General features: G+C 56.6%; 20 protein-coding genes and 4 pseudogenes. 9 read left to right on the forward strand and 15 right to left on the reverse strand.

Translation table 11 applies throughout. The features are described from left to right. Window positions 1-88 precede the first annotated feature (88 nt). Window positions 89-3,085: a calcium-binding protein gene (locus AN476_RS18905; protein WP_172684858.1), complete on the forward strand. Its 2,997-nt coding sequence runs from the start codon at window positions 89-91 to the stop codon at window positions 3,083-3,085. A 344-nt stretch (window positions 3,086-3,429) separates the two neighbouring features. Beyond that, window positions 3,430-3,582, forward strand: a pseudogene (locus AN476_RS22560) (IS6 family transposase); the annotation flags it as partial. A 6-nt stretch (window positions 3,583-3,588) separates the two neighbouring features. On the opposite strand, the pseudogene AN476_RS22565 reads toward AN476_RS22560, so the two are convergent. Beyond that, window positions 3,589-3,980: pseudogene (locus AN476_RS22565) on the reverse strand (transposase); the annotation flags it as partial. 58 nt (window positions 3,981-4,038) lie between these two features. Between AN476_RS22565 and AN476_RS23430 the strand changes: the two are divergent. The 3 genes and pseudogenes from AN476_RS23430 to AN476_RS23615 all read left to right on the forward strand — a co-directional run. Next, window positions 4,039-4,161 (forward strand): annotated as a pseudogene (locus AN476_RS23430) (amino acid ABC transporter ATP-binding protein); the annotation flags it as partial. Between the two features lie 64 nt (window positions 4,162-4,225). Continuing rightward, window positions 4,226-4,936, forward strand: a pseudogene (locus tag AN476_RS18920) (IS6 family transposase). A 76-nt stretch (window positions 4,937-5,012) separates the two neighbouring features. Further along, a protein-coding gene (locus AN476_RS23615) for an IS5 family transposase (RefSeq protein ID WP_371257372.1) occupies window positions 5,013-5,764 on the forward strand; the annotation gives its coding sequence in 2 pieces (ribosomal slippage) (window positions 5,013-5,346 and window positions 5,346-5,764; 753 coding nt in all). A gap of 103 nt (window positions 5,765-5,867) precedes the next feature. Here AN476_RS23615 and AN476_RS18935 read toward each other — a convergent pair. The 7 genes from AN476_RS18935 to AN476_RS18965 all read right to left on the reverse strand — a co-directional run bounded on the left by AN476_RS18935 (window position 5,868) and on the right by AN476_RS18965 (window position 14,012). Further along, window positions 5,868-6,497, reverse strand: coding sequence for an RES family NAD+ phosphorylase (locus AN476_RS18935; RefSeq protein WP_216598398.1), 630 nt, complete (start codon window positions 6,495-6,497; stop codon window positions 5,868-5,870). Window positions 6,498-6,885: 388 nt separating this feature from the next. Beyond that, the gene (locus tag AN476_RS18940; RefSeq protein ID WP_054463345.1) at window positions 6,886-7,596 is read right to left on the reverse strand and encodes an IS6 family transposase; all 711 of its coding nucleotides are present in this window, start codon (window positions 7,594-7,596) and stop codon (window positions 6,886-6,888) included. Between the two features lie 160 nt (window positions 7,597-7,756). Further along, window positions 7,757-8,497: an Asp/Glu racemase gene (locus AN476_RS18945; RefSeq protein WP_054463346.1), complete on the reverse strand. Its 741-nt coding sequence runs from the start codon at window positions 8,495-8,497 to the stop codon at window positions 7,757-7,759. 102 nt (window positions 8,498-8,599) lie between these two features. After that, complete coding sequence (locus AN476_RS18950) at window positions 8,600-10,285, reverse strand: hydantoinase B/oxoprolinase family protein (protein WP_054463347.1); 1,686 nt, start codon at window positions 10,283-10,285, stop codon at window positions 8,600-8,602. Further along, a complete protein-coding gene (locus AN476_RS18955; RefSeq protein WP_054463348.1) occupies window positions 10,282-12,393 on the reverse strand; it encodes a hydantoinase/oxoprolinase family protein in 2,112 nt (703 codons plus the stop codon). The genes AN476_RS18950 and AN476_RS18955 overlap by 4 nt, the downstream gene beginning before the upstream one ends. A gap of 205 nt (window positions 12,394-12,598) precedes the next feature. Then, the gene (locus tag AN476_RS18960; protein ID WP_054463349.1) at window positions 12,599-13,057 is read right to left on the reverse strand and encodes a RidA family protein; all 459 of its coding nucleotides are present in this window, start codon (window positions 13,055-13,057) and stop codon (window positions 12,599-12,601) included. Window positions 13,058-13,076: 19 nt separating this feature from the next. Next, the gene (locus tag AN476_RS18965) at window positions 13,077-14,012 is read right to left on the reverse strand and encodes a PLP-dependent aspartate aminotransferase family protein (RefSeq protein ID WP_172684859.1); all 936 of its coding nucleotides are present in this window, start codon (window positions 14,010-14,012) and stop codon (window positions 13,077-13,079) included. A 50-nt stretch (window positions 14,013-14,062) separates the two neighbouring features. Between AN476_RS18965 and AN476_RS22580 the strand changes: the two genes are divergently transcribed. Further along, window positions 14,063-14,764 (forward strand): IS6 family transposase, encoded by a 702-nt coding sequence (locus tag AN476_RS22580; RefSeq protein ID WP_083464404.1) that lies wholly within the window; start codon window positions 14,063-14,065, stop codon window positions 14,762-14,764. A gap of 202 nt (window positions 14,765-14,966) precedes the next feature. After that, window positions 14,967-16,481: an aldehyde dehydrogenase (NADP(+)) gene (locus AN476_RS18975; RefSeq protein WP_054463352.1), complete on the forward strand. Its 1,515-nt coding sequence runs from the start codon at window positions 14,967-14,969 to the stop codon at window positions 16,479-16,481. A gap of 109 nt (window positions 16,482-16,590) precedes the next feature. Here AN476_RS18975 and AN476_RS18980 read toward each other — a convergent pair whose 3' ends face one another. Beyond that, entirely contained in the window at window positions 16,591-17,262 is a 672-nt protein-coding gene (locus AN476_RS18980) for a GntR family transcriptional regulator (protein ID WP_054463353.1), read from the reverse strand. A 150-nt stretch (window positions 17,263-17,412) separates the two neighbouring features. On the opposite strand from AN476_RS18980, the gene AN476_RS18985 reads away from it, so the two are divergent. After that, window positions 17,413-18,426, forward strand: a complete 1,014-nt coding sequence (locus tag AN476_RS18985; protein ID WP_054463354.1) for an Ldh family oxidoreductase — start codon at window positions 17,413-17,415, stop codon at window positions 18,424-18,426. A gap of 47 nt (window positions 18,427-18,473) precedes the next feature. Here the strand turns inward: AN476_RS18985 and AN476_RS18990 are convergent, their stop codons facing one another. The 6 genes from AN476_RS18990 to dctP form a co-directional block, all read right to left on the reverse strand. Then, entirely contained in the window at window positions 18,474-19,712 is a 1,239-nt protein-coding gene (locus AN476_RS18990) for an FAD-binding oxidoreductase (RefSeq protein WP_054463355.1), read from the reverse strand. 70 nt (window positions 19,713-19,782) lie between these two features. Next, on the reverse strand, window positions 19,783-20,712 hold the full coding sequence (locus AN476_RS18995; protein WP_054463356.1) for a proline racemase family protein: 930 nt from the start codon (window positions 20,710-20,712) through the stop codon (window positions 19,783-19,785). Beyond that, the gene (locus AN476_RS19000; protein WP_054463357.1) at window positions 20,703-21,662 is read right to left on the reverse strand and encodes a dihydrodipicolinate synthase family protein; all 960 of its coding nucleotides are present in this window, start codon (window positions 21,660-21,662) and stop codon (window positions 20,703-20,705) included. Before AN476_RS19000 ends, AN476_RS18995 begins: the two co-directional genes overlap by 10 nt. Window positions 21,663-22,203: 541 nt before the next feature. Next, on the reverse strand, window positions 22,204-23,493 hold the full coding sequence (locus AN476_RS19005) for a TRAP transporter large permease (protein ID WP_054463358.1): 1,290 nt from the start codon (window positions 23,491-23,493) through the stop codon (window positions 22,204-22,206). After that, window positions 23,490-24,047 (reverse strand): TRAP transporter small permease, encoded by a 558-nt coding sequence (locus AN476_RS19010; protein WP_054463359.1) that lies wholly within the window; start codon window positions 24,045-24,047, stop codon window positions 23,490-23,492. Before AN476_RS19010 ends, AN476_RS19005 begins: the two co-directional genes overlap by 4 nt. Before the next feature lie 172 nt (window positions 24,048-24,219). Further along, window positions 24,220-25,218 carry a TRAP transporter substrate-binding protein DctP gene (gene dctP / locus AN476_RS19015; protein ID WP_054463360.1) on the reverse strand — a complete coding sequence of 333 codons (999 nt, stop codon included), beginning with the start codon at window positions 25,216-25,218 and terminating at the stop codon, window positions 24,220-24,222. A 576-nt stretch (window positions 25,219-25,794) separates the two neighbouring features. Here dctP and AN476_RS19020 point away from each other — a divergent pair. Further along, window positions 25,795-26,637 carry a carbon-nitrogen hydrolase family protein gene (locus tag AN476_RS19020; protein ID WP_054463361.1) on the forward strand — a complete coding sequence of 281 codons (843 nt, stop codon included), beginning with the start codon at window positions 25,795-25,797 and terminating at the stop codon, window positions 26,635-26,637. Window positions 26,638-26,969 lie beyond the last annotated feature (332 nt).

A 26,969-nucleotide genomic window follows, 5' to 3' on the forward strand; every position in this document is an offset into this window, starting at 1 on the left:
TCCACACGAATTACACATATCGCTGAACCAGTCGGGGCTCGCACCTTTGGCGTCAGCCTAAGACCAAACAATCAGGGAAGAAATGACCATGACAAACCTGCTGCAGGATACCGATGAAAGGCTCACCTTCGGGCAATACACCGTCTCGGATCACTGGGAGGGGGATGTCGACGAAGACGGAAGTCCGGTTTTGTCGACAACGGTCGAAACGATTGAGAGCGTCCCCTACGAGCTGGAATTCAACCTGGCGGCCAACCTGTCTGCCAATGTCGAAAGCGTCACAATTGAAGTGGTGTTTGGCGGCGAAAGCATCGGGAGTTTTGTTCACGAGGGTGGTGTCTTTGAAACCTACACCTTCAGTTTGACCGGCACCGGGCAGGCTACCGAACTCGAATTCAGAATTCTGGATGACTCGTCGGATGGAAAGGGGTCGATTGATACCTCTGGCGTTGTCCCGTCATACGAAAGCACCGTGGACTTTATGGGCAGCGAGGTCACCGTTGACGCCTTCGCTCCCGGCCAGAACTTCATCTACCAGGTCTTGAATGGGCAGCTTGTCAAATTCGATCTTGAAACAAACAGCTATACCCAAACGGAGACTTCCGCTGCGGTCAATGTAAACGCAATCGGTTACTCCAGCGAGGTTGACCTGATTTATGGTCTCGCCAGATCCGACGGGACCGACGCCGAGGGCAATGCGATTTCAAGAAATGACGTCATCGCAATGGACGCCACTGGCGCGACTTACAAAGTTTCGCCTGGGATCATGGGGTCCTATATCGGCGACGTTGACGACCAGGGCAATCTGTGGACCTTCAGCGGTAACCTGTCCACCGCGGTGGTCTATGATTTGTCGGAAACCGGGCCAGATGGCGCGCTGGTGTCTCAGGTCATTAATATGCCATCGCTGGGTATCCCCACCCGTGGTCTTGCGGATCTGGCCTATGATGCGAACACCCAAACTTTCTACGGGGTTGCCCATGGCGGATCGCACGGCGCCGACGGGGTGCTGGTCTCTGTCGACATCTCCGAAGTGAGCCTGGGCGGTGAGCCGATTGTAACCACCCAAACCCTTGCTGGCGCAATTGTGGATGGCGAAGTGAAGCCCGGCATTCCGGCAAGCGCATATGGCGCAACCATCGTCGATGCAGATGGCAACGTCTATGCTGGCGCCAATAACACAGATCATGATCTGGATCCGACAACCACAAATGCTGGCGGGTTTTACCGGATCATCACCGGGGAAGACGGAGCACTCTATATGGAGCTCTTGGCCGAAGCCCCAAGAGTTTACAGCAATGATGGCGCAATGGATACGCGCGGTGTGGATCCTTTCCTTGGCATTGACACCACGTCGACCGTATTGCTGCGCACGCCGGTCTTGTCGGTTGCGGTGGCCGAAGATGATACACTGAAGCTTGCCGCCAAGGGCGCCGCGATGGTGGTTGACCTGCTCGCGAATGACGAGGTCTCCGAAGGCGGCGCTTTAACATTGACCCATATTGACGGACAAGCGGTCGAGGTCGGCGCCACTTTCACACTGGCAAACGGCGAAATCGCAACCTACCTCGGCAACGGGTTTTTGGAGGTTACGCCTGGCAGCGAACCGCGCGATGTCACCGCCGAAATTTCCTACACCGTGGAAAGCGACGCCGAAATTTCAGATACCGCAACGTTGACAATTACGACCTCTCCCGTACAGGGCACGGCCGGAAATGATCACATGGTTGGGTTTACGGACCAGGACGGCACCCAGATTGACGGGTCAGACGGGCCGGATGATGTGATCTTGGGATATGGCGGCAATGACAAGATTTTCGCAGGCGACGGCAACGACGATATCTACGGCGGTTTTGGCAATGATTTCATTCGGGCGCAATCGGGCGATGATGTGATCTACGGCGAGGCGGGTCGCGACGTGCTGGATGGAGGTACCGGCGCCGATGTCATGTATGGTGGCACGGGCAATGATATCTACTTTGTAGACCATGCAGATGATGTGGTGTCCGAAGCCGGAGGCGATGGAACCGATACTGTGAAATCGAAGGTCAGCTTTACGCTGGACGATGGCCTGGAAAACCTATGGCTTCTCAGAGGATCAGACGCAGTCACTGCCACAGGCAATGACCTGCGCAACATGATTGTCGGGAACGAGTGGGACAATGTGATTGATGGTGAGGCTGGGAACGACAACCTGATTGCCGGGGCCGGGAACGACACTGTTTTTGGTGGCGAGGGTCACGACAAGCTGCACGGTGGGGATGGCGTCGATGAATTGTGGGGGCAGGAAGGCAACGACAAACTGCATGGTGGCGCTGGGGCGGATACAGTCCATGGCGGCGATGGCAATGACATCCTTTGCCCCGGTCTTGGTGATGACATCATGTATGGTGGAGCTGGCAACGATCTGCTGTCAGGCAATGCAGGTGCAGATACCGCTTACGGTGGGACAGGAAACGACACCTATAAAGTTTCAGATCCGCTCGACACGATCGTGGAGTATGAAGGCGAAGGCCATGATGTCGTGCATGCAAAGGCGGATGTGACGCTGTCAGAGAATGTCGAAGATGTTTTCCTGTTTGGCAGTGATGACTACAGCGCAACTGGAAATTCGGGCGCAAACCGTCTGCTGGGCAACTCGGGCAGCAATACGTTGTTAGGAATGGCAGGGAACGACCACATAAACGGCCGCCAGGGAAATGACAGCATTCACGGCGGTGCCGGAATAGACAAGCTGCACGGCGGCACAGGTAGCGATGAACTTTCCGGAGGCGCAGGGGCTGACACGATCAGCGGTGAACAGGGCGCGGATCTGATCTTGGGTGGAAGAGAGAACGACCTGCTTTACGGAGGAGCCGACGCTGACACCTTTGAGTTCCGCAACGGCGACGGACAAGATGTGATCGGTGATTTCGACGTGACCACAGATGTCATTCATTTGGTAGGTGTCAGCGCTGATGAACTGACCTGGCACAACGGCATCAATGGTATCAGCCTATCATACGGGCAGGAAGACGAGGTTCTGTTCAGTGGCCTAACGCAGGACGCTGCCTCAGAAATAAATTTCTTTCTGCTTGATGGCTGACAGGCAAGACACAGCCGGTCATGCGGGGAAGCTATCTTGATCTGAAGAACCAGAATGGCATGTGTTTGCTGAGCGTATATCTCGCCAAGCGCTTAAAACAAACAGAAAATAAAAATCGAGATGTGACTGTCTTCAGGAGGAGGAAAAATGACTACCCGACTTGTTCAACGATCTGAAACGCACGTTCAATCAAAGAAAATCCAACACCGTGACGGACGGCCAAACGGGAACAACACCTCCGCCCGCTCTTGCAGTGGTTCTGTCGCATCATTTTCGGATTTTGGTTGCGGCTGTTTTCCGGTAAGCGTCTGTGCCTAAACTTTTCTTATGGGTATGATTTCACGATGATCGACTTCAGGGGCAGCCACTACCCGAAATCCGTGGTGCTGTTCGCAGTGACATTCTATCTGCGCTACCCTGTTTCGTATCGGGATCTGGAAGAAATCATGGCTGAACGTGGGGTGGATGTCGACCACGCCAGCTTGAACCGTTGGGTGGTCACGTGGCAATCGGCGTTGTGTGGATCGGTGCTGGCCCAGAACGAGGCAAACCCGTCGCTCAGACACTTTGAACCGGCTACGCACATGATCGATGCAGGCCCGTCGACGTGAGGGGCTCAAAAGTTTCCCGATGCGGCCTCCTTTAGGATCAGCTTGTCCAATGTCAGGTCAGAAACCGCACGACGAAGGCGCTCGTTCTCTTTCTGCAGTCGTTTGAGTTCCTTGAGTTGTTCCGTGCCCATTCCGCCATACTTCTTTTTCCAACGATAATAGGTTTGTTCAGTCACGCTGATCTGTCGGATCGCATCAATCCGGGGCATGCCTTGTCCCATCAGGACTTCAACCTGCCGTAACTTCACGACAATTTCTTCGGGCTTCGGTCTCTTGATCGCTATCTCTGGTCCTCCGCTTTCCTAACTATAGGGGCGGACCACTTCAAAGGGGGAGGCTCATGCCGATCGGATCATTTTCATGGATCACGGCCAAATCATTGAACAGAACGCGCCCGAGGAGTTCTTCAAAAGCCCACAGTCAGATCGCGCCAAACTGTTCCTTAAGCAGATACTCTCACATTGAGAATGGTTTTTGTGTACGGTATTGCCAAGTTGTTAGTGGGGGCTCATCCAATTAGGTGGGCGAGATGAAGAAACCATCTGAGATGCCGCGCCTGAAAGGCTTCCGTTTTCCCCGCGAAATCATTGCATATGCTATCTAGGTCTACCGTCGCTTTGCGCTCAGCACCGCGGATGTCGAAGATCTGCTGGCAGAACGAGGCGTGATCGTGAGCAGGGAGGCCATTCGGCTGTGGGTGAATTGGTTTGGCAAATATTTTGCTGATTGCGTTAAACGAGATCGGCCAACTGCAGCAGACAAATGGCACCTGGACGAAGTTGTGGTTCCGATCAACGGCGTAAAATACTGGCTTTGGAGGGCGGTTGATGCAAACGGCGACGTGCTCGATATTCTGATCCAGCGCCATCGGAATGCTAAGGCTGCGAAGCGGTTTCTGAAACGGCTGATCGCTCGGTTTGGTGAGCCACGCGTCGTGATCACGGACAAATTGCGGAGCTATTTCAAGCCGATCCGTGACCTAACCCCAGATACGGATCACCGGGCGCTCTAGGGGCTCAACAATCGCATCGAGGGATCACACCGACCACCCCGGAAACGCGAGAAGATAATGGGGCGATTCAAATCTCCCCGCCAAGTGCAGAGATTCCTCACTGCCCACGACCAGATCAATATCGTTTTCCGCCCCCGCCGTTACAATCTCCCCGCACTATCATACCGCCACGCCCGATCCGATGCCTTCGACCTATGGGCAGACTACGCACGAGAAATGACCCCCTGACTTAGGGTTTGTTGACGTTCAGGATTCCCATTTGATCTGACTTCTGATTCAAGGTTGCAAACAATGGGGAGCAACCTTGACCCGACGCGTATTGACCGATGCCCTATGGGCGATTGTCGAACCCTTTTGCCTTGGAACGTCAAAACATCCCGGCCAGACCGGGCGCGATCCCCGTCTTTTCTTGGAAGCTGTTCTTTGGATTGTTCGGACGGGGGCGCAGTGGCGCGAACTTCCAGATGAGTTTGGCAAGTGGAACTCGGTATTCAAACGGTTCCGCAGGTGGGTAAAGGCCGATGCTTTCTACAGCATGTTCAGAAGCTTAAGCTCAGACGCCGACTTTGAGTATGCAATGATTGATGGTTCCATCGTTAAAGTCCACCGCTCCGGTCAAGGCGCAAAAGGGGGACTCTGCGCCAGGCCATAGGGCGTTCGCGTGGTGGGATCACAACCAAGATATTGGCTCTGACGGATGCCCTGGGAAACCTAGCCGATTTTCGTCTGATGCCGGGGCAAGCGCATGATTTACGTGCAGTGCCAGATCTCATCGCAAATCTGGAGGCTGATCATATGCTGGCTGATCGCGCCTTTGACGCTGACTGGTTGCGAATGGCGCTGACAGAAAGAGGCATTACCCCTGTTATCCCGCCAAAATCCAACCGCAGGTTCCCCGCGACCTTCGACAAGGAGACTTATAAATGGAGGCACTTGATCGAGAATTACTTCGGCAAACTAAAGGAAAACAGGGGGATTGCGATGCGTACGTGCAAAACAGATCAGATCTTCGCCGCATTCATTTCTATGGCCGCAACTCTCATTCAGATAAGATGAACGTCAACAGGCCCTAGTTAAGTCAGGCCAAATTCGAGCTGACGCAACCAACTTGGCAATGCCCATCAAATGGTGCGCCGGTTTTCATTGATCAACAATCTCGCTAACAATCATCGTGGTGTTTCACTCTTTCTTTTGAAATTGAAGGGATCGGCTCCCCAGCCCATTCGAACGTCCAGGTGTCGCCTTGACGAACATTCTGGACCAAATGCGGTCGCAGAGCGACCAGGCATTGTCCCCCATCGTGTCGGCTGGAGGGATAGAGTAGCCCGTTTCCGCCTGAACCAAGCACGTCCTGCGCAAGGGTTTGACCGATCGGGTAAGCGACCGCGGTATCGGGACTCATTGCATCCTCCCCTGCCCCGCCATTGAGATCGTGCAGTCGCGTTGTGAACCCTGCGAGCAGTTCACGGTAGGCCGTGATGTTCTCGTAGATGCCGGTCGCCTCGAGTTCGCGCGTCAGGTGCCAAGCCACTTCGGCCTGCGCTGTTTCAATGGAATTCTCCCCATAGCTTGCGTACCAGGCGCCGCGCTCCGGTCCGTTAAATCGGTTGCCGGTCGCCTTGGTGTAGCAAAAGGCGGCATTCACATAGCTCCATCCGTATCCAGCCGCCTCGGTCAGAAGCTCGGCTGGATCGAGGCCGCCGGGCACGGGAAGTGTGACCGTGCGGCGTGCGGAGGTGAAGCCCTCAATCTCTTCCAGGATTGCCAGGTCGTCCTCATCGTCCGCCAAGGGAGCCATCGCGGGCTCGTCAATGTAGGCAGTCGAGATCAGACGAACTGTCGTTGGATCCGTAAACTCTACCTCATCGAGATCTCTAGCTCTGATCACACGCCGCCCCGGAGTGCATCTATGTGTTGTCGAACCTTCATCATTGCCGGGATGCCACCTGCGCACATGATCTGAACTGGACTCTTTCCATTAAACCCAGGGCCGGAGTTTGCAGTTTTTGGCCATCCATAGGTCAAAGGACCATTGAACAGGAGCCGCAGGCCTTTGAAGAGGCCGATTAACAGACTCGCACGTGTGACCTTGTCTTGGTCGAGAACGCCCTTGTAGATGCCAGACTGGGATTGCCAACTTATTCTGCAGTGATCATGGAAGTCCCGTCTGGCTTTTGTCACACAGCCATTTCGAGAGCATAGCTCTGCCACAAATCGAAGGCATCAGATCTGGCGTGACGGTACGAGATGGCGGAAAGGCGATAGCGGCGGGGTCTGAAAATCGTATTGATCTGGTCATGGGCGGCGAGGAACCTCTGGGCTTGCCTCGCGGATTTGAACCGGCCAATGAACTTCTCTCGTTTTCGGGTCGGACGGTGAGAGCCCTCTATCCGGTTATTCAGCCCCTTATGTGCGCGGTGATCTGCGTCCGGTGCCAGCTGGCGGATCGGCTTGATATAGCTTCTGAGCTTGTCCGTCATGATCACGCGAGGCGTGCCAAATCGGGCGAACAGCCGTTGTAGAAAGCGCTTGGCTGCTTTGCCATTTCGTCTTGTTTGCACCAGAATGTCGAGCACATCGCCGTTGCTATCCACGGCCCGCCACAACCACATCTTCACACCATTGATCGGGACGACGACCTCGTCCAGATGCCACTTGTCTGCTGCAGCAGGCCGCTCACGTTTAACGCAATGCTCGAAATGCCGGCCAAACCGGTTAACCCATTTGCGTATGGCTTCCCGGCTAACCATTACACCCCGCTCAGCAAGCAGGTCTTCGACATCTGCCGTGCTTAGCGCGAAGCGGTGGTACGTCCAGACCGCATAAGCGATAATCTCACGCGGGAAACGGTAGCCTTTCAGGCGAGGCATTTTGGCTGGTAGTGTCATCGAGACCGATTAGCCTCACCGAACAGCATCAGCAAGTTGGCAATGCCGCCTAAACGGCCTTTCCACCCAATCTGGTAAACACTATAGGCAGTCGGCCCCTGTCCCTTGGTTTTCATGTAACATAGAGGCAAAAGAGTGTGTTTGAATGTTACCTGAATCTTCAAATGAGCTCAAACAGTCGGCCGCATAGGTTTTTCTGGCGCGTCAGTTGAAGCGCCCGCACCACTTCGAACATCATTGCCTGATTTGAGGTCACGACCGGCTTGTCCAGTTCCTGTTCAATGTCTTCGATGGCTTCGACAGCTCGCATGTCGGTGCAGCTTAGAACAATGACTTCGGCCTCGGGGTGGTCGGCGGCGCAGGCTAGGTCAAATACCTCATCCGGAGTGAGCTCGCCCTGCCCGTAGTTGCCAAGCTCGCGCCCGATATCCGCACATTTGACCGTCTCAATCTGGTTCTGCGCCAAAAATGCCATGGCCTGAGTATTGATCTCACCAAGATAGGGAGAAGAAAAACCAACCTTTTTGGCGCCGATTGTTTTGATTGCCGCGACTAGTGCGGCCGCCGCGGTAAATGAATGCGCGCCAGAGGCTGCCTTGATGCCCCGTGCAAGTTGCGCGTCAAAAGATGGCCCGTGCGTCAGCGTGGCCGATGTGCAGCCATATAGCACCACATCGGGCCTAACCCCTGCAATCATCTTCAGATCATGACTGATATCCGAGGCGCCAAGCCCAGCCATCTGGTCAGAGCCCGGGATCTCATCTACATCGTACCCCCCCATGCGCTGGAAATGAACCGTGGTGTCGGGGCAGCGCATCAGCATCATATCGGCTTCGAGATTGGTGTTGGTGAATGGGACAAGAACTCCGATCTTGGCCCGAGTACGAGTTTCATATGTCAAATCAGTACCTCCTGTTGATCCAGCGCCGGGCGTATATATGTGCGTTGTGAACTGGGTTATGGGGCAGTTCCGGCCACGTGCGGGGGCTGGCCGGAACCTCAGTTAGTCTTTGCCAGCAACAGGTCCATAAGCTGCAGCACCAACCTCGCTCACCAGACCACGTTTGAGATCCAGCGCCAGCGCCTCGGACGCACGTTCGGACGGTGCGCCAAAGCCGCCACCGCCGGGAGTGTCAAAGATCAGGTAGTCACCTGGCGCCACCCGCAGCTCTCCCTTGCCGGGAATATCCATGTCACCTTCTCGAAAGCGGATACGCCCCGGAGCGCCGGGATGTCCGCCCATGCGTCCAAGGGCCGGAAATTTGAGCCGCTCAACCGACAGAAACACAATGAAGGGAGCGTCATTTGACGATGTCATCTCAATCCGCTGTCCAAGACCGCCGCGGAATTTGCCCGGGCCGCCGGAGTCCGGTAACAGCTCACGCCGCCACATCACCACCGGGGCGACACTTTCGGTGATTTCAACCTGTGATCCAAACACGCCAGACGGATAGGCTGTGGCCGACAATCCATCCGCATGAGGTCGCGCCCCAGTCCCACCGTTGTGAACAGGCTCAATCGCAAATTCGCGTCCGCCATTTGCGGCAACCTCTGGGGCATGGCGCATCGGCAGGTCAAACATGCAGCTTGCGCCTTCAGCCGGAACTCTGTCAGGTAGAGCCTGATGCAGACAGCCAAGGACCAGATCGGGCGTGACTTGACCCAGGGTGTGCCGCATTGCAACGGGCGCTGGGTGCTGGGCATTTAGGATGCAGTTCTTGGGCCCTTCGACGGTGAATGGCGCCAGAGACCCCGCATTGTTGGGAATGTCCGGACCGACCAGGCAGCGCAGCGCAAAAACTGTGTAAGCCGTAGCATAGTTCAGCGGCACATTGATGCCCTTTTTGGAAAGGCCTGAGGTCCCGGTGAAATCCACATGCATACTGTTTTTGGTCACGGTCAGTGTTGCGTGCAACTCCAGCTCATTCTCATAGCCATCCATCTTTAGCATGTTTTTATAGACGCCGGTCGGCACCTCTGAGATTGCCTCAATCGCCCCTTTCCGCGAGATCTCGATGATGTAGTCCCCAAGGGCATAAAGATCATCTGTGCCGAATTCCTCCATCATTGCGACCAGTCGGTTCACCCCCGCTTCACAACAGGCAATCAGCGCATAGATATCACCTTCGTTGGCAACGGGCTCACGCGAGTTGGCGCGCACGATATCCATCAACAGTGCATTGGGCGTACCTGCCTCGACCAGCTTGCAAGGCGGGATCAGCAGGCCCTCATCATAGATGTCAGAGCCTTCTGGCCCCATGCCTAATCCACCCAGATCGACCAAATGCGAGGTGCAGGAAGTAAAGCCCACCACCCTGCCCTCCTTGAAGGCTGGCATCATCAGTAAAAAATCGTTCAGATGCCCCGAGGCAAGCCAAGGATCATTCGTCATGTAGATATCGCCGGGCTTCATGTCTTCCAGGGCAAAGCGCCCCCGCAGATGCAAAACCGCTTCGGCCATGGTGTTGATATGGCCCGGCGTGCCGGTCACTGCCTGGGCCAGCATGCGACCATCGACATCAAAAATCCCGGCGGAAATGTCACCACATTCGCGCACGATCGGCGAAAAGGCCGCGCGGATCAGGGTTTGCCCCTGCTCTTCGACGACCGACAGCAGGCGGTTCCACATGACTTGCAAGCGCGCCGCAGAAAGGGGAGATGCTTTGGCCTGAGAGAGATCAACACTCATAGTGCGCCTCCTTTCTGAGTTTGGATCAGGACAAGATTTCCGATGGCATCCACCTCGGCAGTGAAATCAACTGAGACAAGCGTTGTGGTCTGGGGTTCATGGATCAATGCCGGTCCTGGAACGATATCACCGGGGCTAAGATCCGCACGCGCAACAAAAGCGGCTTCTTTGGTGGTGCCGTCGACGTCACAGGTGATTGGGCGGGTTTCGTAGGCGACAAAGGCCTTATTATCAGGAGCCTGAGGCGCAGGCGGGATTCGACCATCTTTCGTGGCAACCCGGACTGACCAGTTCAGGATCTCGATCTTCATGCCCGGAACCGGGCGCGAGAACTGCTTGCGGTATTCATCCTCGAATGCCGTGGTCAAAGGTGCCACATCAGCCGAAGACAGCAAGCGATCCGGCAATGCGATTTCAATTTCATGGCCTTGTCCGTTGTAGCGCATGAAGGCAGTGCGTAGCACCTCGACCTCGGCGTTGCCCGCCTCCTGCGAAACAACTCCCTTGGCCTCGGCAACCATGTTCTCGAACAGCTGGTTGATGTCGTCCAAATCCATACTGCCCAACAGCGCATAGCGCGACCTGACAATTTCGAACGACACGGGCGCAAAGAGAAATCCAACAGCCGACCCCACCCCCGGGTTGGGCGGAATTACAATGCGTGACACCCCGGCTGAACGCGCTACACGCGTGGCATGCAACGGGCCGTTGCCGCCAAAGGCAATCATGGTGCGTGGCCCCAGATCCTTGCCAGATTCCACAGCATGCATCCTGCCCGCGGATGCCATGCTCTCATCCACGATGCGGCTTACCCCGTCAGCAGTGGCTACAGCGTCCAAATTCAGTCGTGAGCCAATCACACGGGTCAGTGCCTCTTTGGAACCCTCAGGGTCCAGCTCAATGTGACCTTCGGCAAAGGTATCTGGCACGATGTACCCTAGGGTTATGTCGCTATCAGTGACCGTGGGTTCGGTGCCGCCACGTTTAAAGGCCACCGGTCCCGGTTCAGAACCCGCTGATCTGGGGCCAACCGTCAAGCGGCCCAGCCGGTCCACACCCGCGATGGATCCTCCGCCTGCGCCGATTTCGATCATTTCAATCACCGGAATACGAACCGGCATGCCAGATCCCTTGATGAACCGGGCGGCACGGGCGATTTCGAACGCGCGCGAAGTTTGTGGGCGAGCATTGTCGATCAGGCAGAGTTTGGCCGTGGTGCCACCGACATCAAATGACAAAACCTCATCTAGGCCCGCATGGGCAGCAACGCGGGCCGCCAGAATAGCCCCACCCGCCGGGCCGCTTTCAACCAGCCGGATTGGAAAACGAGAAGCAGTCTGGACCGTGCACATTCCCCCGCCTGCGGTCATCATCAGGATCGGACAGGTGACGCCTTCAGCTTCGAACTGAGCCACGAACCGGGCAAGATAGCTTTCCATCAGCGGCTGGATATAGGCATTGGCAACTGTGGTGCAAAGACGGTCGAACTCGCGTGCCTCGGGGCTGACCTCGGATGAAATCGAGACCGTCAGACCGGGGCGGCGTTCAGCAAGCAGGTCGCGGAGCCTGATTTCATGTGCCGGATTGGCGTAGGCATGCATCAGGCAAATGGCGATGGCGTCCACACCGCTACGATCAATCTGCGCAAGCAGAGCATCAATCGCCCCATCCTCCATTGGGATGAGAACCTCCCCCTCGGCGGACATACGCTCGCTGATGACAAAAGACCGTTCGCGCGGCACCAGCAGATCGGGCTTTTCAAGATTGATATCATACTGCGAATACCGACGCTCGTAACCGATATCAAGAATATCGCGAAAACCTTCGGTGCAGATGGTTGCAACCTCAGCGCCGCGCCGCTCGATCAAGGCATTTGTTGCCAGTGTCGTTCCATGGATAAATCCCGTCACGTCTGACAGTTTGCGCGCGGCGGTCTCAGTCACCCGCCTTGCCCCCTCCATGGCGCCATCGGCGGGGTTTGCATGGGTTGTTAGTGTTTTGGTTGAGGCAAGGATTCTGTCCTCACCTTCAAGCAAAACCGTGTCGGTAAAGGTTCCACCGATATCAATGGCAATGCGAAGGGGCTGCGCCCCTGAAGTTGCGTTCATTTGGTTAGTCCTGCTGATTGAATGTCCGTATGCGACGCGTCCCAATGGGGGACCAATCAGCATTCCGGCACGACGCAGTCGCAACCTGTGGACCGGCGATCCAGGCGTTTGATATTTCTGTTAGGTTTCATGTCAGAAGCTCTTGGTAGCCCTGTGCTTAGTCGGCCCGCCCAAGGTGCGAGCCTCTCTATTGCACTCAGCGCCGTCATTGACAGCGCGCGATCATTTCGACCTCAACCGCGGCATTGCCCGGCAAAGAGGACACTCCGACAGCTGATCGTGCGTGAAGACCGACATCCCCCATCACCGCGGAAATCAGATCAGAGGCCCCGTTTGCGACCTTGGGGTGGTCGGCAAACCCCTGTGCGGCGTTCACGAAAACGGTCAGCTTGGAGATCTGTGTGACCTTGTTTAGATCTCCCACAGCCTCCTGAAGGGCAGAGAGCAGCCGCAGAGCACAAAGCCCTGCCGCAGCCCGTCCGGCATTCAGGTCCAGTTCCGCCCCGACCTGGCCAATGTATTGCAGCTCTGTGCCCTTTTTGGGGGTCTGTCCGGCCAGATAGATGATATCACCATCCCGAACCCATGGGCGATAATGTGCTGCGGGTTCAGGTGGCGGCGGCAGAACAAGGCCAAGCTCTTCGAGGCGGTTTTTGATTGTCATGGTGAAGTTTCCTTGCCGATCAGCCGATGACGGAATTCAGGGCTTGTTCCAAATCTGCAATGAGCTCATCAATATTTTCGATACCAACAGAAAGACGGAGCAAATCACGCGGGGTTGGTGAATCTGCGCTCTCCATACCGGCCCGGTGTTCGATCACGGTTTCAGTACTGCCAAACGAAATGGCCTGCCGGATGACCCGGACTTGTGCAGCAATCGATTTGGCCGCATTCTCCCCCCCTTTCAGACGAAATGAGAGCATTCCACCAAAGCCACCGTTCATCTGACGACATGCAATCTGATGCTGTGGATGACTCGGCAAACCGGGGTAGAGAACCTTTTCAACGGCGGGGTGCGCCTGCAGAAACTGGGCCATCTTCAGCGCATTGGCCGAACTGGTTTTGACCCGCAGAGCCAAGGTTCGCATCCCGCGTAGCAAGAGCCAGGCCTCAAAGCTGCCGACAACGCCCCCATAGGCATTCCGAAGTGCCGCCATTTCCTTGAGAACATGCTCTTTTCCAGGTGCAACAATCGCCGCTCCTGCAATCAGATCCCCATGCCCATTCAGATACTTACTGCAAGAATGGATCACGATGTCCGCCCCATGGGCGATGGGCTGTGTCAGGATTGGGGTGGAGACCGTGCTGTCGATTGCCACCAAACACCCCGCCGCATGTGCAACCTCGGCAATGGCCTCAATGTCAGATACGATCCAGGTCGGGTTGCTCGGGGTTTCCACCCAGATGAGCTTGGTCTTGCCCGGTAAAATGGCGGCAGCAACCGCCGACGCGTCAAAGTCGGGAAGGAAGCTGAAGGTCAGCCCCCAGAGGCGACCATGCTGGTTCGCCCAATCTCGCAGGCCGGAATAAACGGCGGCAGGCAGGATCACGTGATCCCCTGGCGCCAGGCGTTGGAAAACAGTGGTGATCGCTGACATCCCTGAAGGGGGTGTTGTCACATAAAGCTGTCCTCGTTGCCGACGTCGACATTTGCTCGTAGGCATCTCGGATGAGCACACAATCAATCAGCTACAAGCGTCATCGTTTTCCACCAGCGATTATCACTCACGCTGTTTGGCTATATTGTCGTTTCAACCTCAGCCTTCGCGAGGTTGAAGAGATGTTTCTGGAACGTGGGATTGATGTTTCGTACGAGACCATCCGCAGATGGGTTGCGAAATTTGGCCCATCCATTGCGCGCAAATTGCGTCAGCGACAGCCAGTGCCCGGCGACATTTGGCATCTGGACGAAGTCGTCGTGAAGATCAAAGGCAGGAGATTTTGGCTGTGGCGGGCCGTTGATCAGAACGGCGTTGTTTTGGATGAAATTCTTCAACGAAAGCGCGATAAGAAAGCAGCGAAACGCCTGTTTCACAGGTTGATGAAAAAGCAGGAGCGCGCGCCAAAACGTATCATCACGGACAAGCTGAGGTCTTATGGTGCAGCCAAACGTGAGATCGCGCCGGGCGTTGAGCATCGGTCGCACAAAGGCCTCAACAACCGGGCCGAGAACAGCCACTTGGCATTTCGAAAGCGGGAAAGGGCGATGCAGGGATATCGCTCGCCAGGAAACCTACAGCGGTTCGTATCAATTCACTCTGCCATCCGAAATTGCTTCTCCGTTCCAGCCCGCCGTCGCTCTGCCTTAACAATTCGATACCACCGTCTCGAGGCTTTCGACGCTTGGAATGCCGTCACACGGGCAGCTTGAAATACGAGCATCGGGATTTTTCCTTGGTCACGCTGTTAAGGTGACAACACCAGGCCAACAAGAGTCGCAGTTCATGTATCGCTCACAAGGGAGCGCGCTACCTGCACCTGCCTATCCCCTACATTGTTGCGGATTAAGGCTTTCCTTGGTTGAAAATATTGGATACAATATCCACAAACTCCGATCCAAAAGCGAGACAGACATGACCTTCTCTCCCCACGGGAAACACCTGATTGCAGGTAACTGGGTGTCAGCCGAGGCGACCTTTGCCTCCAGCCCGGCGCATGGACCCAGCCATAACTATGCCATTGGGCGTATCCAAGATGTCGAGGCAGCCGTGCAGGCGGCTGAGCAGGCCTTTTGGGATTTTGGCTATTCCTCTCGTGAAACCCGCGCCAAGTTTCTGAACGCCATTGCCGATGAAATCGAGGCCCGTGGCGATTCCATCACCGAGATCGGCACCCAGGAAACCGGTCTGCCCGAAGCCCGCCTGCAGGGCGAGCGTGGCCGCACCACAGGTCAGCTGCGTATGTTTGCCAATCATATCGAGGAGGGGGAGTACCTCGATTGTCGCCATGACGAAGCGCTGCCCGAGCGCCAACCACTGCCACGTCCTGATTTGAAGATGGTCCAGCGCCCCATCGGTCCGGTCGCGGTCTTTGGTGCGTCCAACTTTCCCCTGGCCTTCTCGACCGCCGGCGGTGACACCGCAGCGGCGCTGGCGGCAGGCTGCCCGGTTGTGGTTAAAGGTCACTCCGCCCACCCCGGCACCGGTGAAATCATTGCCGAAGCCATTCATGCAGCCATTGTAAAATGCGGCATGAACCCCGGCGTGTTCAGCCTTATTCAGGGGGGGGACCGCAAGGTGGGCTCGGCTCTGGTCCAGCACCCGCTGATCAAGGCCGTGGGCTTTACCGGCTCATTGGCAGGTGGTCGTGCGCTGTTTGATCTTTGCGCGGCGCGCCCCGAGCCAATCCCCTTCTTTGGTGAACTGGGCTCGGTCAATCCGATGTTCATTCTGGAAGGCGCGCTGACAAAACGCGGGACGGAAATTGGCGAAGGCTGGGCCGGGTCGCTCTGCATGGGGGCCGGTCAGTTCTGCACCAACCCCGGAATCGCGATTGTGCGGGCCGGTGGCGCGGCAGAGGCCTTTGCAACGGCGGCGCAGAAGGCCTTGGGCGAGATGTCTGCCCAGACCATGCTGACCGATGGGATCGCCGCAGCCTATCGCGACGGGCAGAAGCGTATCGTCAATACCGGTGGTGTGCAGGAACTGCTGACAACAACCTGCGATTTGCGCGATGCGACGCCCTACCTCTATCAGACCACTGCTAAGAACTGGCTGGCAAACGAAGCCCTAGCCGAGGAGGTCTTTGGCCCGCTTGGTCTCATCGTGGTTGCCGAAGATGACGCGGAAATGCGCGACATCGCCCTGGGTTTGCAGGGGCAGCTGACCTGCACGCTACACATGGACGACAGCGATATGGAGGCCGCAAAAAGGCTGATGCCGGTGCTGGAGCGCAAGGCTGGCCGTATCCTGGCCAATGGTTTCCCAACGGGCGTTGAGGTCAGCGACACCATGGTGCATGGCGGCCCCTACCCGGCCTCTACAAACTTTGGCGCCACCTCGGTTGGTACTCTGTCGATCCGCCGCTTCCTGCGTCCGGTCTGCTATCAGAACCTTGCGGATCAGCTGGTTCCAGAGCAGTCGGTATAAACAAGATCCCGTTGCGCAGCGTCCTGCGCAACGGGACACGCCAATGATCTCTCTTTGATCGTACCGGGCCGAGGTCGCTGTGTTACGGCACTGAGGCCGCTTGTCCGTCTTAGCGCGATGGTGTTTTGCGTTGCGCAGCGATCATTTCCAAAAGCTCGGTCTTGGTGCGCAGGATATGCTGTTCCAGCAGTGCCGTTCCCGCCGCAACCTCGCCGTTGCGGGCAAGGGCCAACAACTGGCGGTGCTCTTCCTTGGCGGGTTCTCGCTGCTTCATCACGCTGAGATGGATACGGACATAGCGGTCTGAATGCAGGCTCAGCCGCTCCAGAAATTCATTCGACATCCGCCGGTCCGCTGCCGCATAGAGCGCCATGTGATAGCTATAATTGAGCTTGCCCCACTGGCTGATGTCATCGGAATTTTCCATCTCGGTCAAAATCCGTTCACAGGTCGCAAAGTCGGCCTCGCCCATCTGAGGTATGGATCGGCGAAACAGATCAAGCTCGATCAGCAGGCGCAGGTCAAAGATTTCGCCGATCTCGGGCAGCGAGTGCTTCACCACGGAGCCGCCACGGTTGTTTTCCCACAGGACCAGGCCTTCGGCATTGAGACGTTTCAGCGCCTCGCGCACTGGCATACGCGACACATCGTATTCCTCAGCCAAAAGCTCTTGGCGGATCGCCTCGCCCTCTGCCAGCTCTCCACTCAGGATGCGTTCCCTCAGATCACTAGCAATCATTTCAGGTAGGCTCTGTTTCTTGACCACGCGCGCGCCTGCCATCGTAACTCCCTCATTTGTATTTTGGATCAAATCTACGCAGCATCACGGGGATACATCAACTCCGTTGCCAGATAAACGCTTCGTTCGGATTGAAACTTGATGCAAGTGTATTGTATCCAATATCCTGAAATTCAGATAAGGGCAGTTTGCATGGTAAAAATGAAACAACTTGCGTTGCAGGAAATCAAGAGCCTGAGCCTGTCGGTACTGGATCGTGCTGGTTATGGTTCGGCGCATGCGCAGTCCATCGCGGCGATGCTCTATACTTGCCAGCTGGATGACTGTCAGTCGCATGGGCTGTTTCGCCTGCTTATGTGTGCTCAAACGATGCAGGCGGGCAAGATTGACGGCCATGTTGCCCCTGTGATCGAGACCGGAGACAATGCCATTGTAAGGGCAGATGCCCGAGGTGGAATGTCGCTCTTGGCTTTCGAACAGGCCCTGCCCTCTTTGATTGAAAAGACCCGCAAAAACGGTATTGCCGCCCTAGCGGTGAACAACTGTTTTCATTTCTCGGCGCTTTGGCCTGAGGTTGAAGCGCTCTCGTCCCAGGGGTTGGCTGCAATGGCCATGGTCCCCAGCCATTCCTGGGTCGCTCCTGCGGGCGGAAAGCGAGGATCGCTTGGCACCAACCCTCTGGCCTTTTCTTGGCCCCGCCGTAGTAGGGATCCCTTTACTTTTGACTTTGCCACCAGTGGTTTTGCAAGAGGTGAGATCGAACTCTACAAACGTGCAGGCAAGCCGCTGCCCGAAGGGGTTGCCATCGATAAGGCAGGGAACCCCACGACGGATCCCCAGGCCGCCCTGGATGGCGCCATGCTGACCTTTGGCGGTTACAAAGGATCGGCACTGTCGATCATGATCGAACTGCTGGCAGGGCCACTGATTGATGATCTCACCAGCCTTGAGAGTATGGAGTTTGCTGCGGGCACCGGCGGAGCCCCCTATCATGGGGAAATCCTACTGGCCTTTGATCCGGCCCATTTCAGTGGCGGCAGGGTCGCTGAGAATGACGCCCGCGCCGAGCGACTGTTTGCGGATATTGTCGATCAGGGTGCCCGGCTGCCATCGCAGCGCCGCTTTGCGGCCCGGGCGCGCAACCTGGCGCGCGGCTATGTGGAAATTCCGCAGGCGCTATATGAGGACCTGCAGGCGATGTGCTGAAGAAGCAATTTGCAAAGAAAGAGGTGCCTCTGGCACCTCTTTCTCTGTTAAAAGCGATCTGCGCGATAGGGGGTCAGCGGGATAGCGGTCTTGCGATCGGCCACAAGATCGCGCACCAGTTCGGCTGTTGCAGAGGACTGGGTCAGCCCCAGATGGCCATGGCCAAAGGCATAGACAACATGTCTGGAGGCTTTAGCGTGGCCAATAATCGGCAGCGTGTCTGGCAGCGATGGACGAAAGCCCATCCATTGGCTGCCACCGCTGGTCTGAAGCCCTGGCAGGAAACGCGCCGCCTTTTCCAGCAGCACATCGGCACGCTTGTAATTGGGTGGCAAATTCAATCCGCCCAGCTCTACCGCACCGCCGACGCGCACACCGCCATTGATGCGGCTAACCACAAAACCGTGGTTGCCAAAGGTCAGATGGGTCCGCAGATCAAAGGACCCAGCCGGTAGGGTGGTGTTATAGCCCCGCTCAGTCTCCAGCGGGATGGAGTCGCCCAGTGTTTTGGCCAGCTTATGGGACCAGGCGCCCGCAGCCAAAACAACCTTATCCGCGAAGATGTCCCCGGCACGACAGCTCAGTGCAACACCTGATTCCGTCGCCGTCAAACGCTGCACCTCATCCTGGATCACCTCTCCGCCGGCCCGGGCCAATACCTGGGCCAGATGGTCGACCCAGGCCTTTGGGTCCGAGGTGTTAATCCAGTCCGGCGTATAGCCTGCATGGGTAAAGCGGCGGTCCAGTCCGGGCTGAACTTCGGCAATGGCCTCGGGGGTTTCGAAAAACTCGAAGGTGATCCCGTGCCGCCGCCGGATTTCCCAGCCGGGATGGCTGTCGCGAAATTGCTTTTCGCCCTCAAAGAGCTGCATCTGACCGTTTCTCTGGATCAGAGCCTCGCCTTTGGTGCTGACGATTTGACGTTCCAGCGCGGCCTTGGACAGGTTCATTAGGGCGCTTTGCGCAACTATCGACGCATCATGGCGATCCTGCCAGCTGGCCCGCCAAAACCGCAACATCCAGGGCGCAATCTTCAGCGCATAGCGCGGCGGAACCGAAAGAGGCCCCAAGGGATCCAACAGCCATTTTGGCGCCTTGCGCATGATGCCCGGCGCCGCCAGCGGCATCACATCAGTAAAGGCAAAGGCTCCGGCATTCCCCTGCGAGGCCTCAGCCGCGATACCTTTGCGGTCCAGAACCTTGACCCTGTGACCCTGCCGAACCAGTTCGACAGCGATGCTGATCCCGACAACGCCTGCACCGAGAACAATGATATCTTGCGACATGGGGTTTGCCTTTTGATTGGAGCCAGGACACGAGGCAGAGATCTGCCCCGTGACATGTCAAACAGAGTGTCTACAGGGTGATGCCGCTGCGAAACGGGTCATTCTCGGCAAAGATGAGCCTGCTGTCGGCCATCACATGTGCCTGCCCGGTGATGCGCGGGATCACACCTCCTGCGGACCCTGGCTGATAGGACAGCTGGTAAGAGCTGCCAATCACGCTTTCCAGGGTGATCTCTTCTCCCGCGGCAAGCTGATCCTTGGCAGCCAGACAGGCGGCAAAGGCAGAGCTGCCCGTTCCACAGGGAGAGCGGTCATATTCATCATCCGGACACAGAACAAAGTTGCGGCGCAGTACGGCGTCACAGGGGCTGTCGCCGCTCAGGATCACATGATCCACCCGCTGGCCATCTGGTCCCGCCAGCCCGGCTTGGTGGCAGGCAGCGCGGATCTGTACCGCGAGTTCTGTCAGGGGCGGGATCTGCTCGGCTGAGACCTCAATCGGCGATCGGGCGATGAAGAACCAATTGCCGCCATAGGCCATATCGCCGGTAAAGGTACCCTGGCCCTTCACTTCGACTGTGACGTCGGGATGGACCACCCGGCTTTCGATATTGGTGACGGAAACGGTGTTATTGTCGTGCAGGTCTATAGTGACCACCCCGGCCGGCGTCTCGAACTTATGGGTGCCGATGTCGATGCGCCCCAAATGGGCCAGAGTGACCGCCAGACCAATGGTGCCATGACCACACATGCCCAAAACCGCATCGGCATCAAAATAGATCACACCAGTCACGCAGTCGGGATCAATAGGCTCGACCAAAAGGGCACCAACCATGCCGGCCTGGCCGCGCGGCTCAAACAGGATCGCGTTGCAAAATTCCTGATGGTCTTCCGACAGCTCTGTTGCGCGCGCCGATAGCGGCCCTGACCCAAGGTCAGGACCGCCATCCAGAATAACCCGTGTGGGCATTCCGCCTGTATGGCTGTCGATCACATGCATTCAGCGATCACTCCGCCCTGCTTGCTCCAGTCCGCAAACCAGTTCCGGAACAAGGTATACTGCTGTTCGCAATAGTTGCGTTGCGCATCCGATAGCACATCGGTTTCGTTGAAGTGCAGGCGGTATTCTTCTTCACCGTTCAGCACCAGCAGGTACTTGTAGTAGAGAACCAGGTCGGTGCCCTCGTCAAAGCTGGCCAGCACGCCAAAGGCCTCTTCCAGCTCAAGCGCGCGCATACGGGCTTCGGCATGGCCGGCGGCGGCTTTCTGCGCCAGGGCCGCCAGAAGCAACGCTTCTTTTGGCAGGGCGGTGCCAATGCCGGTGATCGACCCGGTGGCGCCACAGTTGACAAAACCGTGGTAGACTTCGGTATCGACACCAACCATCAGTGTCACCTGATCGTCCTGGCTGGTGATGTTTTCAGCGGCGTAGCGCAGATCATCCTTGCCGCCAAATTCCTTGAACCCAATCAGGTTCTTATGCTCGGCGCGGAGGGCAAAGAACAGTTCCGCGCGGGTGGCAAAACCATAGACCGGGCTGTTGTAGATGATCGCGGGCACATCAGGCGCTGCGCCCAGAATGGCCTTGAAGTGGTTCTTTTGCGCCGCAATCGAGGTGCCGCGCGACAGGACACGGGGGATCACCATCAGCCCAGCAGCGCCGACTTTTTGCGCATGGGCGGCATGGGCCGCGGCAGATTTTGAGTTGATTGCGCCGGTGCCAACAACAACCGGCAGACCCGCGTCAACCAGGCGTTCCACACCCTTCATACGTTCTTCGTCGCTCAGCAGCGGCCAATCTCCCATCGAGCCGCAGTAGACCACCGCCGACATGCCGGCCGCGATCATCTCTTTGCCCTTCTTGACCAGCGCGTCGTAGTCCGGCGTGCGGTCGGCTTTGCAGGGGGTCATCAGGGCAGGCATGGTGCCCGAAAAAACGTTCTGAGACATAACAGTTCCTATCTGTTTCGCCAGCACAAGGGCCTGGCGTCTGTTTGGGCTCTGACCAAGGGGGCGGCGGCTGCCACCCCTGGCAAGCGATGTCACTTCAGCAGGCTGATTCCGGTGGATTTCACGCACAGAAGTAGTGGTCTGTCAGCATATTGCACAAATTGTATCCAAAATCCAATATCTATTTTCGTGTCACGGCCGAAAATACTTCCACCCGATACCGGCCCTTCAAGCGCTGCATAGCTGGTCTGCAAAGACAGGCTCTTCTTAGGATACCTTGTGGTTGTTAGGTCTGCGTTAGAAGCACGTAACCAAGGAGAGCTTTTATGTCCCTGCAAGTCCGAAATGGTATTCAGTACTCCGGCTTTGTCCTGGCCGGTTTGTCGATGATTCTGACTGTCTCAATCATCTCATACCTGTGAGCTGCCAGTGCCGGCGGCAAAGCCGTTTCCAGATCCCAAAACAATGAAAACCGGCGATAAACGCCGGTTTTCTTTCGGGTATTCCCCTCCCCAGCGCTTACCGGGGATATCTGCGACCTTTAGCCCAAAAGCAGTTCCGGCAGCCACAGAGCCAGCGATGGAACAAAGGTGGTCAACATCAGCGTTGGCAACCAAGCAAAGACGATAAAGACCAAAGTCGGCCAGAGCATCTTGGCCACTGGGGTGTCGGTGATCTGCGCGCCAAGGTAGAGCAGTGGTGCCGTCGGCGGCGTGATGTTGGCCATGCCGAGGTTCACACCAATCACCGCCGCAAAATGGATCGGGTCCATGCCAACGCTTTGCGCAATCGGCAGCAGGATGGGTGTCGACAGCAGCAGGCCCGAGATATCGTCCATCAGCATCCCAATCAGGATCATCACGACATTGATCATCAGCAAGATCACGATTGGGTTGTCAGAAACGGAATAGACCAGATCCTTGGCAATCTGTGGCGCGCCCTGGGCAATCAGATTGTCCGAGACGATCAGCACCATAAAGATCATGGTCATGACCACGCCGATGGTGATGCCCGAGCTCTTGATGGTTTCCGCCAGGGTTTTCCAAGTCAGGCCCTTGTAGAAATAGATTGCAACCGGGATCGCATAGACCACGGCGATGCCTGCGGCCTCGGTTGGGGTCATGATGCCACCATAGATGCCGCCCAGGATGATGATTGGCATCATCAGGGCCGGACCGGCAACGCGACCCTGTGCTTTTAGTGTTGGCAGAAATGGCCTGGGGCGTTGCGTCAGCTGAATATCGTCATATTTGCGCAGCATGAACTGGTTGGTGATGATCAACAATGTGATCAGGATGATCGCCGGGATCACTGTCGACAGGAAGCATTTCAGCACGTGCTGCTGCGCCACCCAGCCATACAGAATATGCGAGGAACTTGGCGGGATCAGCAGCCCCAGCGGGCTGGCGGAGACAAGCAAGGCCGCGGATTGCCCAGCCGGGTAATTTGCCTTGCGCAGATGCGGCATCATGATGCCACCAATACAGGTGAGTGTCGCGTTTGCGGCTCCAGAAATCGAGCCAAACACGCCACAGGCCAGAACCGCTGCGGCAGCAAGGCCGCCTTTGAGGTGGCCAATGAACATTTCCGCCAGGGATACCAGCGGCGCCGCAATCCGACCCTTTTCCATGACGCCGCCGGCAATCATGAACAGTGGGATCGCCAATAGAACCAGCGAGCGGATGCCGGTCGCACCAGTTGGCAGATAGCCGGTGATGGATTGATCCCCTACCAGGGCGATAAACATCAGCACCGATCCAAAGGCGACAAAGACGCTGACACCCAGCAACAGCATGGCGCAGACGATGACGAGGCTTCCAATAATAATCACTGTGCAAGGCCCTCGGCTTGGTCTGATTTAAGAGGCAGTCCCAGCCCTTTGCGGATGTGGACGTAGAGATAGGCGGCGGAATACATCGACATGAAGCCAAAGGCGATCATGATCGCAATGCGCCAGGAGACAAAGGGAATGCGCAGGGCCGGCGTAGAGCGCAAACGCGGGAAGGAGAAATCATCGGCCAGCGACAAGTAGCAAGCATAAACGATAAACAGGGTCACGATCAGCTCGATCGCCAACACCACAAAGCCACGCCACCAGATTGCGCGGGGGTTCTGGATGATGATCCCCAGGATATCCGCGCTGATGTGCAGCCTGCGTTCCGACGCCAGCACCGCCCCGGCAAAGAAACCAACGATACTGATCGCCAGCAACCATTCTTCGTAGGCAAAGAGATCGCCCCCGAAGCCATATCGCACGATAACAACGGCCCCAAAGGTGACCCCCATCAAGGCGCCGGAAAAAATGACGATGGCTTTCATTATGACCAAGGCCCAATTCATCGGAACTCCGATGAACCTGGGCAGTTCATCCGTTACGCGTGTCATGTTTCCCTCCTCGTTTCCGGGTGTTCAGTGACTTTGTCAGCGGGCCTGTCAAAGCGGAACAAGATACGCAGGTCTGGCCTTTGGTATCTTTTGATCAGTCAGCTGTCTGATCACTGCTGCCCGGAAATGTCAATCAGGGCTGACGGTATCACCGCCAGCCCTGATTGGTATCTTATTTAACGGCGGCTTTGACGCGGTCCAGAGTGTCCTGGCCAACATCAGATGCCATTGCAGGCCAGATGTTTTCGCGCACGTGCTCGGCCATCGCCTGCTGCTCTTCAGGGGTCAGCTGCAGGATGGTGTAGCCTTTTTCGATCAGCTTCTCACCGAACTTGGCGTCATGCTCACGGTTGTAGGCAAAGAAGTCAGCCGAGGCTTTGGCCATCGCAGCCTGGATCACGTTACGCTGTTCGTCGTTCAGCTTTGCCAGGGCGCGCTCGGAACCGTAATAGAAGGTCTGCTCGAGGATCGAGTTGTACTCAACAAAGTGGGTGCCAACATCGGACTGGGCAAAGATCGAGTAGGTCGCGGTCTTGGTGCAGCAGATGGCGCCGTCAACAATGCCGGACTGCAGCGCGGGGAAGATATCGCCCCAAGCCATAGTGGTGGCGCGGAAGCCCAGAAGCTCAACCATGGATTTCACGGTGTTGGACGACCAAACGCGGATGTTCATGCCCTTGTCGTCAAAGTTGTTCCAGTTGGTGGGCTCTTTGTTGGCGACGATGCCGACAAAACCTTCGGGGTTGGCGGCCATGACGCGCACGCCATATTCATCGGTGATGCCCTGCAGGATCTGGTTGTAGGGCGAGTCCATGTCCAGCATGACGGTGTTGATCTGATCCCAGTTGCTGACCAGGAACGGCATGTTGAGGAAGTCGAGGCGCGGGTCGGTGTCAGAATAGATGAAGGCCGCAGCAAAATCGATGTTGCCACGCGCAACATCTTCAAACAGCGCCTCGCCCGAACCAAGCTGGTTGGCAGGGAAAACGGTCATCTCCAGACCAACACCCGCAGCATTCACGTCAGCTGCGACCTGCTCCATCATTTTGGTGCCCTGATGATCAATCGGGAACACGCCGGCAAAGCGCAGTTTGATGTCGTCAGCAAAAGCAGGTGCTGCCAGCTGCAGGGCAAGCGTGCTGGCCGCAAGGGTTTTCAGCAGAGTTTTCATCTCATGGTCTCCATGTTGTGAGAGGGCAAACATCTCGAGCTAATTTTTGGCTCAGTCATTGGGGGCATTGGGCCGAAGGCGTCGATCACTCGGGCCGAACAAACGTAGTGGCACCGGGTTTCATTTGGTGAGAAACAGGGCGCACCAGAATCGGCTTTTGGTATCCTCCAATACGAAGCTCTCAGCTCTCTAAACCAATTTGTATCCAAAATCCAATATTTTGTTTCAATCTGTAGCAAGCCGTGGCAATCCCCGTTCGTTTCCTCTCTGTAGGCGGCACAGTTACGACAGTCCTTGGTGGGAAGACGTCACTTCTGCGACAGGCTGGCGCAAGGTTTCGACACCATTGGCCTACAAACCGCCAAACGACGCCTCTTGCCTCATCCAGACGGTGCGGTCGGGTTCGGAAAAATTGCCGGCTCAACAGATTTACCATTGACGGCTACTGGCCGTTTTGGCTCATAGCGGCCAGAATATCGGCGCAAGGATCGATCACGATTACGGCCTCCGGGGAGCGCAACCATAAAGGGGGCCACAGATCCGGGGCTGTCGAACCAACGGAAAGACATACAAAACATGACTGCAGCCGAAACTCTGACATTGCTGGCCTGTCAAATTGAGATTCCGCCAATGACAACAGCCGCTGAACGCGATGCGCATCTGGCGCAATCGGTGGCCAAAGTGCGCGCAAAAATCCTGCAAAGCGACCAAAAGATCGACCTTGTGGTCCTGCCCGAGCTGTCCAGCATCGATTATGCGCGCGAGACCTTTGCCGAATTGGATGAGATCGCCGAACCCCTACAGGGCGCCTCCTTTCAGGCCTGGCGCACGCTGGCAATCGAGTTTGGTGTCTTTATCTCCTTCAGCTTTGCCCGCCAAGGTGAAAACGGCCCATTTATCTGCATCGGCGTTGTCGGAGTTGATGGGCAGCTGGTTGGCTATTATGACAAGCTGCACCTCGCCCAATATGGCGCATCAATGGAAAAGGAGTATTTCAAGCGCGGCAGCCGTCTCTGCGTGTTTGACGTCAAAGGCTTCCGGCTGGCACCGATCATCTGCTATGATATCAGAATTCCTGAACTCACCCGCACGCTCGTCATCGATCATGGGGTCGATGTCATCCTGCACTGTGGCGCCTATTATCGCGACACCAGCTTCCATACCTGGCATCCCTTTGCCGTGACCCGCGCGCTTGAAAATCAGGTGTTCTTTCTGTCGCTGAACCGGGCCGGCGAGAATTACGGCAACTCGCTGTTCTGCCCACCCTGGCAGGACGAGAACACACCACCGACCCAGTTTGCCCAGACCGCAGAAGAGTTCCGAGTGATCACGCTGGACCGCGCAACGTTGCGCCGCACGCGTGAAGAGTACACGTTTCTACTGGATCGGCGGGACAGCTATGACCTGGGCGTCAAATAACCTAGCCTTGACGCGGCATAGTAGCTGACACTACAAGGAGCGTTGGCAGTGAGCTTTAAAAGATTTCTCTGACCTGTTGTGCCTGGCGCAACAGATCCCTCTACGCAGCAGGCCTCACCATGCATAATGGCGCGAAGGGTGGCGATGATAAAGCTAAGTGCGAGACCCTGGATGGACCTGTCCCGCTTTTTTGCCGCCCCAAGTGCTCGTTTAAGCCACCAGGTCCAGATGACCTTGAGACCATGGCAGACGCCACGACGAACATTCTCAGTATGCAGTCGCAAAGCGCCTTCCTTGCGGCGGAGCTTTCTAAACTTTGACCTGCCCCCCGA

Origin of the sequence: Phaeobacter sp. 11ANDIMAR09, from assembly GCF_001294455.1 — a bacterium.
Taxonomy (GTDB): domain Bacteria; phylum Pseudomonadota; class Alphaproteobacteria; order Rhodobacterales; family Rhodobacteraceae; genus Pseudophaeobacter.